The sequence below is a fragment of the Streptomyces mirabilis genome, assembly GCF_018310535.1.
GTDB lineage: Bacteria > Actinomycetota > Actinomycetes > Streptomycetales > Streptomycetaceae > Streptomyces.
In genome coordinates this window covers 462,759-478,197 of record NZ_CP074103.1, presented here as the reverse complement: position 1 = coordinate 478,197, position 15,439 = coordinate 462,759, and the positions used below count along the sequence as shown (strand labels likewise).

Genomic DNA, 15,439 nt, shown 5'->3' with positions numbered 1-15,439 from the left:
CCCAGTAACCGGACGCCGTCGAGACCGCCCCCATTGTCACCTGCGGGTGCGTCAGCTCGGTGCCATACACACGCCAGGCAGCCTCGTCCGTCACCGTCCGAGGAGGCGGTCAAGGCCAAACGTGTGTTGCGTATTCATATTTCAGGATGTACTTTGGTCGTATCGAGCCGGGCTCTCCGGCTTCTTTCCCTTCCTCCTCCACCGCATCAGCGCGGCCGTACTCGGCTACGGCTGCACGGAAAGGCGCGTTTGCCATGTCCAGGAAGCCCCGCGACTTCACGTTCTCCGCTCCCCTCGTTTCGGCGGACGATCCACACGCCAACACCATCGCCGCCGCCATCGTGGCGATCGAGGCCCAGTGCGGTGAACAGGAGGGGTGGAACCGTCCCTCCCGCCTCTTCACGCTGCGGCTGCTGCCCGGCGATCGGGTGGAGACGGCTCTGTATCCCGAGGCCATCTGGAACCCCGGCGGCGTCAACCCCGCTGATGCCTTGAGTGGGTTGAGCAGCTCGCTGCCGCCCGTCCCGGACCTTCTCCTGCCCGCCGACGCGGCTCAGGCGCCCGTCTGCGCGGTCGGGTTCATGTTTGAGGGCTGGATGCGCGACACGACCGTCCCGCTGCCCCCGGCGGTGGAGCGGCTCCGGCAGACGGGCATGCGGGTGAACCATCTGCTGCCCAACCGGCGGGAAGTCCGGCTCGTGCACGCCGTCGATCTCAACCAGCGCACCTTCCACGTGAAGCGTCAGCGGGGTGGAGAGGCGGACGTACGGGTCGCCGGTGGGCGGGACGACGCGGCGGGGCCGGAAGGAACCGTCTCCGTCGCACTGGCCCGCATCATGCACGCCATGCGCAACGGCGAACAGGTCATTCCCGGTCGGCCCGCCTGATCATCACCCGTCCCGGCCGCGGGACAACCCTCCCGGCGGCCGGGCCCCACCCAAGGAGTGCCATGCACCCGTTCCCCATGCTGTTCCGCTTCATCGCGAGCGGCGCCACGCCCGAGAACGCCTTCGCCCTCTACGCCGCCGCAGACCGAGAACTCCCGGTCGACCTGTTCTCGCCCCGCGCGGACCTGACGAAGGTGGACCGCGTCACCGTCGTACGCGAACGCGCCGCGCTGCACGCCGTCGCGGCGGGCTACTTCAACGCCTCCCACGACCCATCGTCGCCCTCCGACGGAGAACCCCTGAACGAAGACGATGCCGAGTGGCTGGCCGACCGCCTGATCGAGGATGACGCCCCGTGCGTCCGGCTGGGCGGCGCCGGAGCGCTGCTGCTCGATGCCGCCGGACCCGAGCCGAGCTGGCTCTTCTTCGGCTGGAGCACCCGGGCCGAGTGACCGGCCTTCGTGGCTCGGTGTCGTGGAGATCCACGGCACCGGGCCACCCTCGCGTTGTGGTCACTGCGAGTCGTCGTCGATGCCTTCCAGTGCAGGGGGCGCCTGCCATTTCAGGGTGTCCAACGGCCGCGGCAGGCGCTGGCCCGAGCCGGGCACGGGCGTCATCACGGCGGATGCCTCGTCGCTGAACAAGGCGACGGGCATGCCCGAAGTGTGAGCGGGCGCGGGTGCTGCCGTGCCTGATGTCTTCGTGGTGGTCATCTGCTCCCCCTGATGCGTCGCGGGCCCTACCCGCTCCAAGGCCGGCACATGGGCCGGCTGCGAAAGCGTACCCAGATTCGAATCTACGGTCCGAGAGGATTTCCCTGGGCCGTGCCTGCAGGTCAGGCTCTCTTCGCTGCTGATCGGCTGCAAGGCGGCACTCCGCCCTTCAGCGGCGCCGCGGGCACACGTTCGCTGTCTCGGCCTTCCGGATCCGCCGCGCCGGGGCCCGCTGCTCTCACCGCTCGCCCGCCGCCACGCGGACAGCGCCCGAGTACGGCAAGACCGGCCGCAGCTCGTACAACCGGCCTGTCCCGGCCCTGCCGGTGCCCGAGGCCGACCCGGCGCTCTTGCCGACGACGTGGGTCATCTCGTCCAGGAGCAGCACGGACGGCTTGAGTGGCGCCAAGACGACGTCCACGGCCGGCCCTCGATCACGGACCGCTCGCGCCAGTTGGTGGAGCTCTTCGTGGCCGCGATGGTCGGCCCGAAGCTGGTCCTCGTCCATGAACACGGTCATCCGGCCTTCCGTGGTGTCTGCGAACGGTCCGAACGTCTGCTCGGCGGCGGCTGGCCCGAGTTCGCGGCATTCGACGGTGTGCAGGGCGCGCCTCAGCACGGCCGCGAGCTGGCCAGCATCGGCGTCAGCCGGCAGCGGCGTCTTCCCGCGCCCCAGGGGGCCTATGAACATGGCCAGGTCGGGCAGTTGCTCACTCATCGTGGGGCTCTCCTTCTTGCAAGGGTCGACGGGGATCAGACCTGGTCGAGGTGGCGTTCGTACCAGGCGGTCAGGTGGGCGGGGTCCTGGGGCATCGTCTTGATCAGGCGGAGGAGTCCTTCGCGGACGGGGCGGACCTCCGTGCAGGCCAGGGCGGAAAGGTCGGTGGTGCGCAGGGCTGCGAAGCCGGCTACGTGGCGCTCTTCGACAGTGCGCGCGCCGGTGAGGCTGTCGGCTGCGGCGAGGTAGCGGGTGACGAACGGGTCGAGCGCTGCGCGGTGGGCGGCGAGGTGGCGGAGGTAGGTGGGGCTGTCGACCGCGGCGGTGTTGGCGGCTTCGCCGTGGTGGGGTGAGGGGAGCTCGAACCAGTCGCTGATGAGAGCGGTGAGGGTGGCCGGGTAGTCGCGCGGGGTGTCGGAGTGAGGATCGGTGCGCCAGTGGCCGTCGGTTGCTCCCTGGGTGAGGCCGACGCGGTCGTGGAGGCGGCCGAGGACGCTGGCGAGGGTGAAGAACCCCAGGACGTGATCGGCTCCGGCGATGACGGACCGGATCGTGGGCTCGACCGCGGCCGACACCGTACTGGGCAGCAGGAGGCGCTGCTTGCGGTGCTCGCGCTGGAAGGGCAGGCAGACCGCCGCCTCGATCGCGGTGTGTTCGGCCAGCAGGACGGCGGCGCTCTGCGAGGGGGCGGCCTCGCGTTCCCATTCCATGGTGTCGTCCTCGTCGGCGAGGTCGCTCAGGCCGAGTGCTTCCAGGCTGACGCGGTAGACGCCGGTGGTGCTGGCGGTCAGGGTCAGGGTGCCGTCGCGGTCGGGCAGCTGCTGCCTGTGCTGAAGCGTGCCGTCGGCCTCATTGGGGTTCCAGTCCAGACGACTGGTGGGGCGGGTCGCGGCGGCGAGCGCCCAGTCGAGCAGGTGGACGAGTTCTTCCTGGCCGGCGTTGACGAGGTCGGCGCGCGAGGTGTCGGAGGATCGGCTGGAGAAGTGCCTGCCGAGGCGCTGGAGTGCGTCCTCGGGGAGGTCGGTGACTTTCTCGGCGCCGGGCGGGAGGCAGGGGTCGGTGCCGTGGACGGTGCCTTGGGGATACGTGCGGCAGCTGCCTGCCCAGCCACCGGAGGCGTAGACGCTGGCGTGGGCGGGGTCGGCGAGGACGTGGGTGGCGACGTCGAGAACGTGCTCGGCGGCCTGGACAAGGACGGGGGCGGTGCTCAGGCCGGTGAGGTGGCACAGGGCGCGGGCGGCGCGGTGGTCGGCGGCGCTGGAGGGGGCGTGGGCGGGTTCGATCTCGGTGAGGAGGTCGAGCACAGCAGTGCGCGGGTCCATCGGGCCCGGGGCGGGGATCGGGCCGGCGGGCCACAGCGCCAGGGGCAGGGACCGAGAGGTCCACAACGGCAGGACGGTGGGGGTGGCCTCGCACGCCTCGATCAGGTGGAGGTCGCCGTGGTGGCGGGTGGTGAACAGGTGGACGTGACCGCTCCCGCGGGTGAGGGCGTCGACAAGCCGGATCCGGCGCAAGGTGGCGCAGAGGTGGTCGCAGGCGCCGGCGAGTTCGGCGTCCTCGGTGGCGGTGTGCTCGGCCTCGCCGGGGAGCTGGGGGATCCAGTGCGGCATGAGGCTGCTCTGGTCGGCGGTCCGGCGTCCGAGGGCAGCACGCCAGTCGCTCTCGCTGATTTCGGCGAGGAGCATCTTCGTTCCGGGCAAGGTCAGGATGATCCCGTCTCGCCGGCCGGCCCAGCGCAGTCCTGCGACGCCGGTCCCGCCCTGCCGGTAGGCGAGGGCGTCGATCCACCGATCTACCTGGGAGGGCGCGATCCTCACCACCAGTTCGTCGGTGCGGGGGGTGAGACTGCGGATGCCGAACGGGCCGCCGGTGAGTATGGGGCGGTGGCGGCCGTAGGCGGTGATGAGTGCCTGGAAGACCCGTGCCTCGCCTCGGGCCTGTCCGGGGGTGGGCGCCGAGATGAGGTGCTGGGCGTCCGTGAGCTCGGCTCGGGCGGTCTCCTCGGACTCACCCGTGGCCATCTGGCGCAGGGCGACCGGGTCAAGGACCGCGTCGGTCGTGCGAAGGCCCCACTGCTGTCGGGGCGTGTACGGGGTGAGGGTGTCAGGCACGTGCAACTCCCGCTGTGAGGTCCGCTGTCACCTGCTACAGGTGTGCGGACGACGCGCGGTGTGACAGTCGGAGCAAACGAGTTTCCAAGCTCGTTCGGACGCTGGGCGAAGGGTGCGTCGCACTGGGCGTTGAGCGAGTCCCATCGCAGGCTGCCGGCTTGCTTTCGTCTCACCGACGATTGCGTACGCCGTCCAGGGGGTTGTCGCCTCTCGCTCCTGACCGCGGAAGAGCCCGGGCAGGGTCGGCCAGAACGCCGACCCTGTGTAGTTCTCCGCGCCTCTCACGGACCGCTGCCCATGCCGCGCAGCTCCGGCTCTCAGCTGAAGATGTCGAGGACGTCCAGCCAGGAGCCGTCGTCGGCGGAGCGGGGCCGCATCGCGCGCGGCTCCGGGTAGGTGGCTGCTGCAGCTCGAGCACGGACGACCTCCGGCCCGCCGCACGCCTCGACCGCGAAGGCGCCGAAAACCTTGGCGAAGGCGGCGGGGTCGCGAAACTCCACGCCGAACGCCCGGCCGTCTTGGAGCGGAACCCACACCACCCAGTCGAACCGTATCCACTCCAGCACCGGCTGGTCGTCGGCAGTCGACCGCCCTTCGAGCCACAGTCGCGCCACGTGCAGCAGGTTCACCTGCTCCATCGCCAGCCGCTTGCGCCGCACACGCAGTTCGCGCGTCGTCAGCGTGATCCGCTGGTCCTTCTTCGGATACCAGACGACGCCGATCCCGAACGGCACCCACAGCAGGATCCCGATCATCGGCCAGACCAGAGCGTCGCCCCACGATCGGACCAGGCCCCCGTCCATCAGGTACAGGGCCCCGAAGACCACAACCCACTTCGCCGTCATCCGCCAGAACCCAGTGCCCTGCCGGTACAGGACCCGCCGCTTCCCCCTCATCGTCATGCCCGCACGCTATCCGCCTCACCGCGGAAGGCGGTGACGTCCCCCGTCGGGTTCAGACTTGCCGGACGCTCAGGGAGCGGGCGGGGCGAGGGTTCGATGCCCGTGGGCGTAGCTGAGCAGGTACAGCGCCGCCTGGAGGATGAGCGCGACGCGGTGCTTGGGCGGGGTGTCGATCAGGCCGTGGCAAACGTCGTTGCGCAGGTTCATCCCGCGGTCGGGGTCGACCAGGAGCAGCTCCAGGGCGCGGCTCCAGTCCGCGGGATACCCGGCGGCCGGCATGCTGCGGAGGAGTCCTCCCAGCTGGTCGACGGTCCCGGGGGACTCGCCCTTGGCCACGGACAAGATCGAGACTTGCCAGCGCAGGAGCTGTCTGAGGATCTGCTCCACCTGAGGCAGGGCGATGCATACCGCTGCGTCGAACTCCCCCAGCCAGAAGTACCGGAAGGCGTAGGCCAGCGTTCGGGCGCGCGCCTTTGGCAAGACGGCGTCATGGGCGAGGGCGCCGATCAGCTCGGCCTCGTCCGGATCGAAGCGCTCGTGGATGTGGTCGAGCTGATGGGCGGCGAGGTGCCCGAGGAAGTCCATCGCGAGGACCTGCAGTCCGACGAGGTGGTCGTCGGCGGCGGCGACGGGCGGAGCGACCTGGACGGGTCCGGCGGTGTTGATGCGCGTGCGCGGGATCCGGAGCAGACCGTCCAGGAGGCCCACGTCGTCGGGGTGCTCGCGCATCGCCGGATGGGCGTCTTGCGCGGTTCGCCACAGTGCGTCTCGCAGGCTTGGGGCGGCGTCGACGTGCGCCCGGGCCCCGGCGAAAAGTCCCGGCGGGGGGATGAGCGGGCGACGGATTCGAGTCCATCCCAGGGAGTCCGGATCGGTCTGTTGCAGGGCCATCTCGGCACGCACCCTCAGCTCGGGCAGACCTCGATCCCGCGCGATGGTCGCGGCCTGGGTCAGCAGGTTGTGGCGACGGAACCCCGTGTCGGCATCGGCGGCGTCGAGGAGGGCGCTGACGATCTCGGTGTCGATGCCGACTCGGCGGAACTCGGACGCTTCTGCCCGTATCAGCTTGAGGAATCCGACGCGGGCGTGCACATCGCCGGCGTACCGACGGGCGGCGCGTTCTGCGAAGTCGGTGATGTCGTAGCGCTGGACACGCAGCCCCTCCAGGAGATCGGCCATGATCGCCGTCTCGTCCTCGGGAGCGGCAAGGACTCGCTCGGCCAGGGCGACCGTGTCGTCGGTGACGCGCTTGCACAGGTCGGTCTGGTTATAGGTCCGGGCGAGGTCTCCGGCCCAGCGCAGACACTCGGTCGCACCCACCAGGCCGGGGAAGCGCTTGCGGGCGGCGAGCAAAAGCGGCACCGCGTCCAGGTACCCGGCGGCCGCGCCCCGGATGCGGTCGACCTTGCGACCGTGTCCTGCGACGAGCAGAAGGTGATGGAGGCGTCCCCGGACAAAGGAGTTGGTCACGGCCTCGGCGTACGCGCTCCAGGTCTCCATCTGGTCGGCGGCGACGTCGGACAGGCTCGCAGACGGCCGGCCGAGGACGATCCCGGTGAACGTCTGCGCCCTGCCAGTCCCGGCGGGTCGGAGACGCAGCGCGGCGAGTAGCGCATCGCGCTGCTGCTCGGCGGCCGCGTTCGTGCCGGTGTCCGCGGCCGCGAGGACGGCGGCGATGTCCTCGCAGGAAGCGGCGTTCGCCGCCGCTTCCGTGAGCACGTCGAGCACACACGGTTCTACTTGCGGCATGGGCGCCTCACTTCCTCCGTCGCCAGTATCGGTACGACTTCGGACCGGGCCCACTGCTTTTCCGGAGTTCGTCAACGCTCACGCCGTCGGCGCAGCATGCGGAGGGTGTCTACCCATCGGCGTTGCCGGGGCGCGCGGGGCGCGGGGGGCGCGGGGGGCGCGGGGGGCGCGGGGGGCGCGGGGGGCGCGGGGGGCAGCTGTGGGGGCGGGGGAATCGTGGGCGGGGCCACAGGTGGAGGTGGGAAGGCCGGCGCGAGGTTCGCGGACGAGGCGACGGACGGGGTCACGTTCCCGCGCGGGGGTGCCTCGGCATCGTGCTGGTCGGCCGGCTGCGGAAGTTGTGGGGCGGTGTGCTGATCTGTCTCAGCCTCGGTGGCGGGGGCTTCGGCCGTCGGGATCGGCGCGGCGGGCTGAGGAGTGGGCGGAGCGTGCCGCTCGGCGTACACCTCGCGGGCTCGCCGGTCGCGCCAGCGGTGCCGGCCCTCCTGGGCGGCATACAGCTCGTCCATGACCTTGTGCGCGTCGGCGGGGTGGAAGACCGCCCGGGTGCGGGTCAGCGAGGACAGGGCGATCGGGACCAGGCCCCAGCAGTCCGCGGTGGGGGCCGGACGGGGCTTGCTGATCCGCCAGTCGTCCCGGGGGTCCTTGTGGCGCGGCCATTTCGGCCAGGCCGTCCAGTCCTGTTCGGGGCGGGCGGGGTGCCGGAAGGCGTGGTAGCCGTAGGGCACCAGCACGAGCTTCCCGTCGAGCCAGTACACATGGCCGCCGGCGTCGAGGATGGCCAGCTGCTGCTCGGTGGGGGCGACACGCTGGTGCTCGACGTCCCGTCCGCTCAGGCGGACCTTGTGGCTGGGGAGTTGGCCGAATTGGCCAGGGTCGCGGCGCAGGAACCAGACGTGTGCGGCTCCGGCGTGGTGCTCGCGTACCGCGAGGATGCGTCGGCGGACTGCCTGAGGGCTGGGCAGCGTGCCGGGGCGTTCGATGACAACGGCGGTGTCGCCGCACTGTGCGATGACGACCGGCGGGAGTCCGATCGGGTCGTGAGGGTCGTCTCCGGGGGAGGCGAGGGTGCAGCCGGTGATGCCGGGCAGGGCGCGAATCTGGTGGCTCAGCTGGATGACGACCTGGTCGTCCGCGTCGATCTGCGCTTCCCGTTCTGCCAGTCGGCACGGACCTCCTTCCTGGTGGGAGAAGTGCGGCGTGACCTTCGCTTCGGGCCGGGCGCCCCTGAGGATCAGTGGATCCGCGCAGGCTCTGCACAGGTACCGGCCGCCCGCCAGGCCGATCGGTAGCCCCTCCACGCCCAGATCGACATAGATCGGCCGCTTGGTCTCGGTGTCCCACGCGCTTGCACCCATGCCGTGATCATGACGGGCGCTACGGGTGCCCGGCCAGACCTTCTCCCGCCACACGGGCGCCCGGTGCCTGAACGACCAGCACGACGGGAAACGGCTTGCCCCCGTGGCCCGCCTGACGGGAGCTTCGCCGACGAGAGACGTCATGCTGCGACCGGCCGGCGTGCTGCCCGCGCCGTGGCCGCGGCCGGCGTGGGGGCACCCGGCCGGCTGACCGACGAGGCGGCCGTCGTCGCCTTGACGTTCACCAAGGCGCTGGAGGCGCCGAGCAGGCCGCCGTGGCAGTTTTTGCCGTCCAGGGCGCGGCGTAGCCCATTCCCTCACCACTCCCCCATCGCCGCCGCCGAGGTCGGCTCGCTCCCCCGGCCCAGGTGTGCGGCTAGAACAGGGTCAACGGCTGAGGAGGGGTTGGTGCGGTCTGGTGTTCTCGGATCGCGTCCCGAAGCTCGGCGGCGGTGACGCGGGCGGCGTCGAACGTCTCGGTCCAGCCGTTGGGCAACTGGGCGGCGGTGAGGAAGACGCCGTGCCCGGCGGCGCGCAGGCGCCGCAGGATCGTCTGTTCGACGGACAGGGCGTCGTCGCCGGTGGGCACGTGGTGCTCGTAGTACAGGGTCCAACCGAGGCGGCGGTGCTGGCCGATGCGGTCGTTTCGCTGACGAGCGCCGGCGACGCCGATCTTGACGGCGCCGTGCTGTACGTGGGTGACGACGTAGACGCGGGCGGGCGCGGCACGGTCGAAGCCGAAGCGGGCGCAGTACTTGCATCCGCGGCCGCTGCGGATCTTGGACAGGGTGGGAGTCGAGGTGCGGCCGCAGGTGGTGCAGCGGCAGCGCCAGGGCGTCATGGACGTGGTGTAGGGCTCCAGGGGCTCGAGACCGGCCTCGCGCATGGAGGCGGCGGCGCGCTCGGGGTCTTCCCGTCGTGCGGCGGCGGAGCGGAGGTCGGCGCAGCGCCGGCATCCGCTCTGGCCGGCGAGGATGGATCCGAAGGTCGGTGAGGTGATGGTGCCGCAGCCGTGGCACAGGCACCGCCAGGGGTACTTGACCCCGCGGTACGGCTCCTGGGGTTCGAATCCGTGCTCGCGCATCTCGGCGACGGCCAGGTCCTCGTCGTGGCGCTGTGCTGCACCGTTGGCCCGGTCGGCGCACCGCTTGCAGCCAGGACGCCGGCTCCGGCCGGTCAGGGAACCCAGGCGCGGGGAGACGATGGACCCGCACGTGATGCAGCGGCTCTTCCACGCGAACTCCGTGCCGGGGTACGGCTCCAGCGGCTCCAGGCCCGCCGCCCGCATCACCGCGGCCGCGGTCTCGGCGTCGTGGCGCATCGACTCGTTGGCCTTGCGCCGGCCGCAGGGGTAGCAGCCGCCCTGCCCCTGACGGATGGAGCCCAGCGTGGGGGCCCCTGGCGCTCCGCACGCCCGACATCGGACCGGCCAGGGCGTGTCCACTCCCGGGTACGGGCCGAGGGGGTCCAGGCCCGCGGCCCGCATGTCGGCCGCCGCAACGTCGGGGTCGACCGGCGCGTTCGGTGCGCACCACCGGCAGGGCCCGGCACCGGAGTTGATCCGGACATAGGTGGGTGTGACCTCGCGTCCGCATGCGCGGTGACGGCACCGCCACTTCCGGTCGCTGCCGCCGGGGTACGGCTCGAGCGGCTCCAGCCCGGCCGCCCGCATCACCGCGGCTGCGGCCTCGGGTTCGATCCGGGCGTGTCCGGAGCAGTAGACGCAGCCGCGCTGTCCCTTGGTGATGTTGCTCAGGCGGGGGGTGACCTCCCGCCCGCACGCCGTATGGCGGCACCGCCACGGGGCGGAGCTGCCGCGGTAGGGCTCCAGCGGCTCCAGGCCGGCCGCGCGCATGATCTCTTCCGCCTGTCGCGGATCCTTCCGCGGTCGGCCGCTGCCTGCCAAGTCCAACTCCCCGCTCTCCAGGGTGAGCGGGGTCATGCCTCGCTGTTCGGCGCAGCATAGGGGTGGCCACTGACATCGACTCTGATCGTCGCCTTGCCGCTGGTGGGTTGCGGTGTCCGTCTTCCGCTGGGTGGCCCGGCGGCTTCATTCAGTTCGCGGCCGAGCAGCACGGTGACGGTCCGGGGTGCCGGGGACCTGTTGAGGGCCGCCGGTGGGCGGTGCGTTCGGCGCGGTCATCAGACAGGGGAAAGGTCCGGCACGACAGTGGGCCCGCCCGCCTGAACCACTGGGTGCGCAACATCTCACGGCGGTCAAAGAGTGCTCAGCAGGACGAGGAGAACCGTCAATGTGCCTGTTGTGAGCACCGTGCCTACCACGGTGAACACCATGTACAACGAAGTCGAGTCCCAGCCGCGGATCTCGAAGCGGCGGGGATCGTTCTCGTCGTAGAGGACGAAGACCGAGTTGCCGACGCCGTAGCCGTTGAGGACCTTGCCTCGGCCGAACGTGGAGGAGTACGTGCACTCGCTGCCGTCCCGGGTCGTCCAGGCTACGACCGGGTGGTGGTACTTGGCTCCGTCGTCGTCTCGCCTGGTGTCGTGGCGGACGACTCGCCCTACGGCGGTGATGCCCGTGCGGCGAAGCGCGCTGGCGCGGCGGAGTCCGTACACGCCGGCACAGAGAAAGCTCACGCCGATCACCAGCGGTATGAGCGTGAAGAGCCATTCGCGGTTCATGTCGTGTCCGACGCGTGCGTGGCGGCATCGGTTGCCCGAGGCACGAGTGCCGTTCGCCCCGGTGACCTGCGGACCCGTACGTATCGACGGTCGTGGCGCCGTATTCGGGCGGTAGGGGGGCGCTGGGAGGTGCACGCCGATGGCGGCACAGTCTGGCCGCCTCGTCGGGCGCTAGGGCATCCGGGGCTGGGCGGGGAGCGGTCCGGGGCGGTGTCGGTGCGTGACCTGGCCGGTGGGAGTCGGCCGAGCAACGCCGGAGGCGGAGCGGCCCGGGGTGAGCAGCGCCGTGAGCAGCGCCGTGGCCGGCCACAGCCCGACGCCGACAGCGGTGAGGGTGAGCCCCGGGAGGCCGGCGTGGTGGCCGGTGAGCAGGACGACGGCGGTGTGGAGGATGCCGGCGGTCGTGGCGAGATCGGCGTGCCAGGCACTCCGGTGAAGGCTGTGCTCGACCAGGCGGCGCACGCCGCTGGCGAAGGCGAGCAGGGCGGGGCCACCGAGGACTGCGATGGCCAGGGCGTTCGCCCACAGGCCGGGGGCGTTGACCAGGACGGCGAGCGCCATGCCGCCGGTCAGGAGCAGGGTGGTCAGCAGGCAGGCCGTGGTGATCCTCAGCTGCTCGGGGTGCGGCGACTGGGGCGGGTCGAGAAGGTAGAGGGCGGCGAGGAGCAGCCCAGCGAGAGTGCCGAGGCCGGCCGTCCAGGCGGTCGGCAGTGTGGTGGTGAGTGAGAGTTCGCCGGCGATGGCGGCGGCGGTGACGGCGCCCGCGACCACGGCGGGGAGCCGGGTGCCGGGTTCGCGGCCTTCGGCGGCCCGGTCGATGGTGGTGGCGACCCGCGTGGGCGGCTGCGGGTTCGGGACTGCGGTGGGTGCGTCGGCGAAGGCGGCCAGTGCGGTGTGCAGCTGGGTGAGGCGTGCGCGGGTGTCGGCCGCGGTCGGCCGGCGGTCGGGGTTCTTGTCGAGGAGCTCCAGGACCAGTTGCTCGAGCTCGCGGGGGACGCCGGGGCGCAGGGCGGACAGCGGGGCCGGCGCGTCGTTCAGGTGCTGGTTGAGGACCTGCCATCCCGTGCCGGTGAAGGGGACGCTGCCGGCGAGAAGTTCGTGGAGGAGGCAGCCGAGCGAGTAGAGGTCACTGGGCGCGCCCAGGGTGGTGTCTCCGCGGGCCTGCTCGGGCGACATGTAGGCGGGGGTTCCGATGGCGACGCCGGTCACGGTCAGGGTGTGATGGGTGGCTTCGGCCAGGCGCGCGATGCCGAAGTCGCACAGGTACGCGGTGTCCGACCGGTCGATGAGGATGTTGGACGGCTTGAGGTCGCGGTGGACGATGCCGGACTGATGGGCGGCCTCCAGGGCCTGGCTGATCTGGATCGCCCAGGTCAGGGCATCAGTCAGGGAGAGTGGACTGCCGGTCAGTGTGTTCAGCGGGCGGCCGTCGACAAGGTCCATGGCCAGAAAGAAGATGCGGCGGCCGTCGAGGTCGGCGGCGCCGTGGTCGTGGACGGCGACGACGTGCGGGTGGGACAGGCGCGCGGCCACGTGTGCCTCCCGGCGAAAGGCCGCCTCACCTACTGGGTCCCCCTCCCCCACCGGGATGATCTTGAGGGCGACGTCGTGAAGGTGGTGGATGTCCTCGGCTCGCCAGACCGTGCCCATGCCTCCGCTGCCGATGGCCTCCTTCAGCCTGTACCGGCCGGCGACCGTCGTGCCTCGCATCATTCCTCCAGCCCTGCATGCTCCTGCGCTGGGCCGGCCGGCCCAGCGCACCGCCGGTCGCGGGGCGCGCCCGGCGGTGCGGCGGAGCATACGCACACGACTTGCCGGAGGGCGGCGAGGCGTGTGTGAGGGTGCCGGCTGTCAGTCCTTGAGCTCGTACTTACAGGGCTCGGCCGACTTGCCGCCCTGGTTGTCAGCGACCTGCTTGCCGTCGACCTTGATCGTGCACGGGGCGGGCTTGAGCATTCTGTCCGGGCCCTCGACCGAGGCGGGTACCACCGACACCGTGACGCCGACCTTCAGCTCGGCCCCCTCCAGTTGGATGGACTCCGTCTTCGTCCAGGGCAACGTCACCTGCTCGAAGTGGTTGGTGTTCCCGATCCACATGACCTTGCCCGTGCCCGTGCCCCCCACCTCGAAGACCACCTGATGGGCAACGCCCTTCTTCCCCGACGACGAGCCCTTCGCGCCGCCGCTCGCCGAGACGCTCGGCGAGGCCTCGCCCGCCTTGGCCGGGCCGGTGTCCTTCTTCTCGCTGCCGCACCCGGTCAGCAGCACGGCCGCTGCGAGCAGGGTGGTGGTGAGCGTTGTTGTCTTGCGCATGTGCGTACTTCCCCGTTGCTGAACTGATCATTTCGGTGCCGTAGGAGACCGTAGATCATCGCGCCGCGCGGAAGGACACGGCCCGAGAGGCAGCGGGCAATGCCCATACCGGCCTGTTCCGGTCAGGGCCAGGGACAGCCGCTAGTGCTCCACGTGGTGTTCGCATACGACGAAGGGCCCGGCTGCATGCCGGGCCCTTCGGTCAGTAGCGGGGACAGGATTTGAACCTGCGACCTCTGGGTTATGAGCCCAGCGAGCTACCGAGCTGCTCCACCCCGCGTCGGTAAGGCCACTCTACACAGTGATCTTCGCGGGCGGGGCGGTGCCGTACGGCCGTCAGCTCCGGACGATGTTCTCGGCCTGGGGGCCCTTCTGCCCCTGGGTCACGTCGAACGTGACCGCGTCGCCCTCCGCCAGCTCGCGGTAGCCGCTGCCGGCGATGTTGGAGTAATGGGCGAAGACGTCCGGGCCGCCGCCCTCCTGGGCGATGAAACCGAAGCCCTTCTCCGAGTTGAACCACTTCACGGTGCCGCTGGCCATACTGCGTGTCCTTCGATCTTGCCGAGGAACCCCGGCTGGTCTGGAGTCGGAGCCCTCCGTAGACGGAGGGCACCCGGCGTCCGTTCTACCCCGTCGGCGCCACAACTATCCGGGCTCCGCGCAGTGATCGCGTGACGCAGTGCGTCCGTGAGTCAGTGCGCGGTCCTGGAGTGCCCACGGCGCGGGGGGCTACTTGCCCTTCGCGGCTTCCTTGAGCTTGGAGCCTGCCGAGACCTTCACGCTGTATCCGGCTGCGATCTCGAGCGGCTCGCCCGTCTGGGGATTGCGGGCCGTACGGGCAGCGCGGTGGGTGCGCTCGAAAGTCAGGAAGCCGGGGATGGTGACCTTCTCATCGCCCTTGGCGACGACGTCGCCGACGGTCTCTGCGAGGGCGGCCAGAACAGCGTCGGCGTCCTTGCGGGTCACCTCGGCGCGCTCGGCGAGGGCTGCGATCAGCTCACTGCGGTTCATGCGGTACTCCGTGACGTTCGGGTTGTCGCGACCGCTGCGCGGACGCGACGCTTCGTTCGCCATCCTTGCACCGAGGTCTGACAACGCTGTGCCCGGCACCAGCAGCGGAACGCTGCGGCGAAGCTGGCGGCCGGTAGGCGGTCGCGCCGCAGGAGCAGCCGTTGGAGTTCGCCCAGCACGCCGGACCCGGCAGGCCCCCACACCACGGACACAGCTCGCGCTCGACCAACCCGCCGCCGGCGCGCTCGTCCAGGTCCCCGTAGACCGCCCCTCCCTCACCCGACCGACTCCCGGCCGCAGCCGCACGTCGGAGCGGACGTGCGGCTGCGTTCGGGCACCCGAGTTACCTGCGAGGGCGGCGCTGGTTCTCCTTCGTCGACAACAGCCCGAGAACCGCACGGTCCTGGTGGTAGCTGAACCACTGCTCGGCCAGGTCGCGGTCCTTGAACCGCCCGAGTCCAGGCTCGGTGGAGGGCGTCAGTTCGATCGCCTCCCACCCGCCGACACGGTCGGCGAACTCCCCGGCGATGTCGTTGAAAGAGGGCCCGCCGAAGTAGCTCACGGCCGTGTCGGAACTCTCCAGCGTTGCTCCGGACAGGTCCGAGACGAGGGAGCCGGCCTGCTTGCGGGACTCGAAATACGTATTGATGGCCGACTTCACCTCGTCGCGCATCACGTTCAGGACCTGCTGACGGTAGGTCTTCGGCTTCAGACAGTCCTTGTACGAGAAGTCGATGCGGCTGCCGTCCACCCGGACCACCTCGAAGCAGGGGTACGGACCGCGCGGCGGAGGGGCGATCGCGAAGGCTTCGACACCAGGGCCGATCTTGTCCTCAGCCTCCCGGTGCATGTTCAGAAGGTCCAGCAGGAGAAGGTGGTCCTCCTGCTGATCCACGATGCTGCCCACCGAGTACCGGTACAGCACCTTCTGTACCGCCTCCTGCGCATCCCCCTTGGTCCGGTACTTGCGATGCCCGATCCAGAACTCGGCCATGAACCTGGCCCTTCCCTTCTTCGATGCGCCACCACCCGGC

Annotated in this window: 15 protein-coding genes and 1 tRNA gene; 2 read left to right on the top strand and 14 right to left on the bottom strand. The window is 70.8% G+C overall.

Annotated features, from left to right (window positions below):
- Positions 1-254 precede the first annotated feature (254 nt).
- Together SMIR_RS42935 and SMIR_RS42930 are read left to right on the top strand one after the other, a co-directional pair.
- Positions 255-887, top strand: a complete 633-nt coding sequence (locus SMIR_RS42935) for a hypothetical protein (RefSeq protein ID WP_212728862.1) — start codon at positions 255-257, stop codon at positions 885-887.
- A gap of 62 nt (positions 888-949) precedes the next feature.
- On the top strand, positions 950-1,339 hold the full coding sequence (locus SMIR_RS42930) for a hypothetical protein (RefSeq protein ID WP_212728861.1): 390 nt from the start codon (positions 950-952) through the stop codon (positions 1,337-1,339).
- Positions 1,340-1,399: 60 nt separating this feature from the next.
- Here SMIR_RS42930 and SMIR_RS42925 read toward each other — a convergent pair whose 3' ends face one another.
- From SMIR_RS42925 to SMIR_RS42860, 14 genes are all read right to left on the bottom strand, one after another.
- The gene (locus tag SMIR_RS42925; RefSeq protein WP_249938724.1) at positions 1,400-1,543 is read right to left on the bottom strand and encodes a hypothetical protein; all 144 of its coding nucleotides are present in this window, start codon (positions 1,541-1,543) and stop codon (positions 1,400-1,402) included.
- 295 nt (positions 1,544-1,838) lie between these two features.
- The gene (locus tag SMIR_RS42920) at positions 1,839-2,318 is read right to left on the bottom strand and encodes a hypothetical protein (protein WP_212728859.1); all 480 of its coding nucleotides are present in this window, start codon (positions 2,316-2,318) and stop codon (positions 1,839-1,841) included.
- Between the two features lie 35 nt (positions 2,319-2,353).
- On the bottom strand, positions 2,354-4,429 hold the full coding sequence (locus SMIR_RS42915; protein WP_212728858.1) for a hypothetical protein: 2,076 nt from the start codon (positions 4,427-4,429) through the stop codon (positions 2,354-2,356).
- Positions 4,430-4,746: 317 nt separating this feature from the next.
- Positions 4,747-5,331 carry a hypothetical protein gene (locus tag SMIR_RS42910; protein WP_212728857.1) on the bottom strand — a complete coding sequence of 195 codons (585 nt, stop codon included), beginning with the start codon at positions 5,329-5,331 and terminating at the stop codon, positions 4,747-4,749.
- Between the two features lie 69 nt (positions 5,332-5,400).
- Entirely contained in the window at positions 5,401-7,080 is a 1,680-nt protein-coding gene (locus SMIR_RS42905; protein WP_212728856.1) for a DUF4209 domain-containing protein, read from the bottom strand.
- 71 nt (positions 7,081-7,151) lie between these two features.
- On the bottom strand, positions 7,152-8,438 hold the full coding sequence (locus tag SMIR_RS42900) for a competence protein CoiA family protein (RefSeq protein WP_212728950.1): 1,287 nt from the start codon (positions 8,436-8,438) through the stop codon (positions 7,152-7,154).
- Positions 8,439-8,814: 376 nt separating this feature from the next.
- The gene (locus SMIR_RS42895) at positions 8,815-10,380 is read right to left on the bottom strand and encodes a GIY-YIG nuclease family protein (RefSeq protein WP_212728855.1); all 1,566 of its coding nucleotides are present in this window, start codon (positions 10,378-10,380) and stop codon (positions 8,815-8,817) included.
- Positions 10,381-10,655: 275 nt separating this feature from the next.
- A complete protein-coding gene (locus SMIR_RS42890; protein WP_190148877.1) occupies positions 10,656-11,081 on the bottom strand; it encodes a DUF3592 domain-containing protein in 426 nt (141 codons plus the stop codon).
- Between the two features lie 171 nt (positions 11,082-11,252).
- Positions 11,253-12,794: a serine/threonine-protein kinase gene (locus SMIR_RS42885; protein WP_249938723.1), complete on the bottom strand. Its 1,542-nt coding sequence runs from the start codon at positions 12,792-12,794 to the stop codon at positions 11,253-11,255.
- A 138-nt stretch (positions 12,795-12,932) separates the two neighbouring features.
- On the bottom strand, positions 12,933-13,394 hold the full coding sequence (locus SMIR_RS42880; protein ID WP_190148879.1) for a hypothetical protein: 462 nt from the start codon (positions 13,392-13,394) through the stop codon (positions 12,933-12,935).
- A gap of 206 nt (positions 13,395-13,600) precedes the next feature.
- Positions 13,601-13,674 (bottom strand) — tRNA-Met (locus tag SMIR_RS42875).
- 56 nt (positions 13,675-13,730) lie between these two features.
- Positions 13,731-13,934 (bottom strand): cold-shock protein, encoded by a 204-nt coding sequence (locus SMIR_RS42870; RefSeq protein ID WP_060880712.1) that lies wholly within the window; start codon positions 13,932-13,934, stop codon positions 13,731-13,733.
- Between the two features lie 189 nt (positions 13,935-14,123).
- Positions 14,124-14,405, bottom strand: a complete 282-nt coding sequence (locus tag SMIR_RS42865) for an HU family DNA-binding protein (protein ID WP_060880711.1) — start codon at positions 14,403-14,405, stop codon at positions 14,124-14,126.
- Positions 14,406-14,748: 343 nt separating this feature from the next.
- On the bottom strand, positions 14,749-15,399 hold the full coding sequence (locus tag SMIR_RS42860; protein WP_200728074.1) for a DCL family protein: 651 nt from the start codon (positions 15,397-15,399) through the stop codon (positions 14,749-14,751).
- Positions 15,400-15,439: the final 40 nt, after the last annotated feature.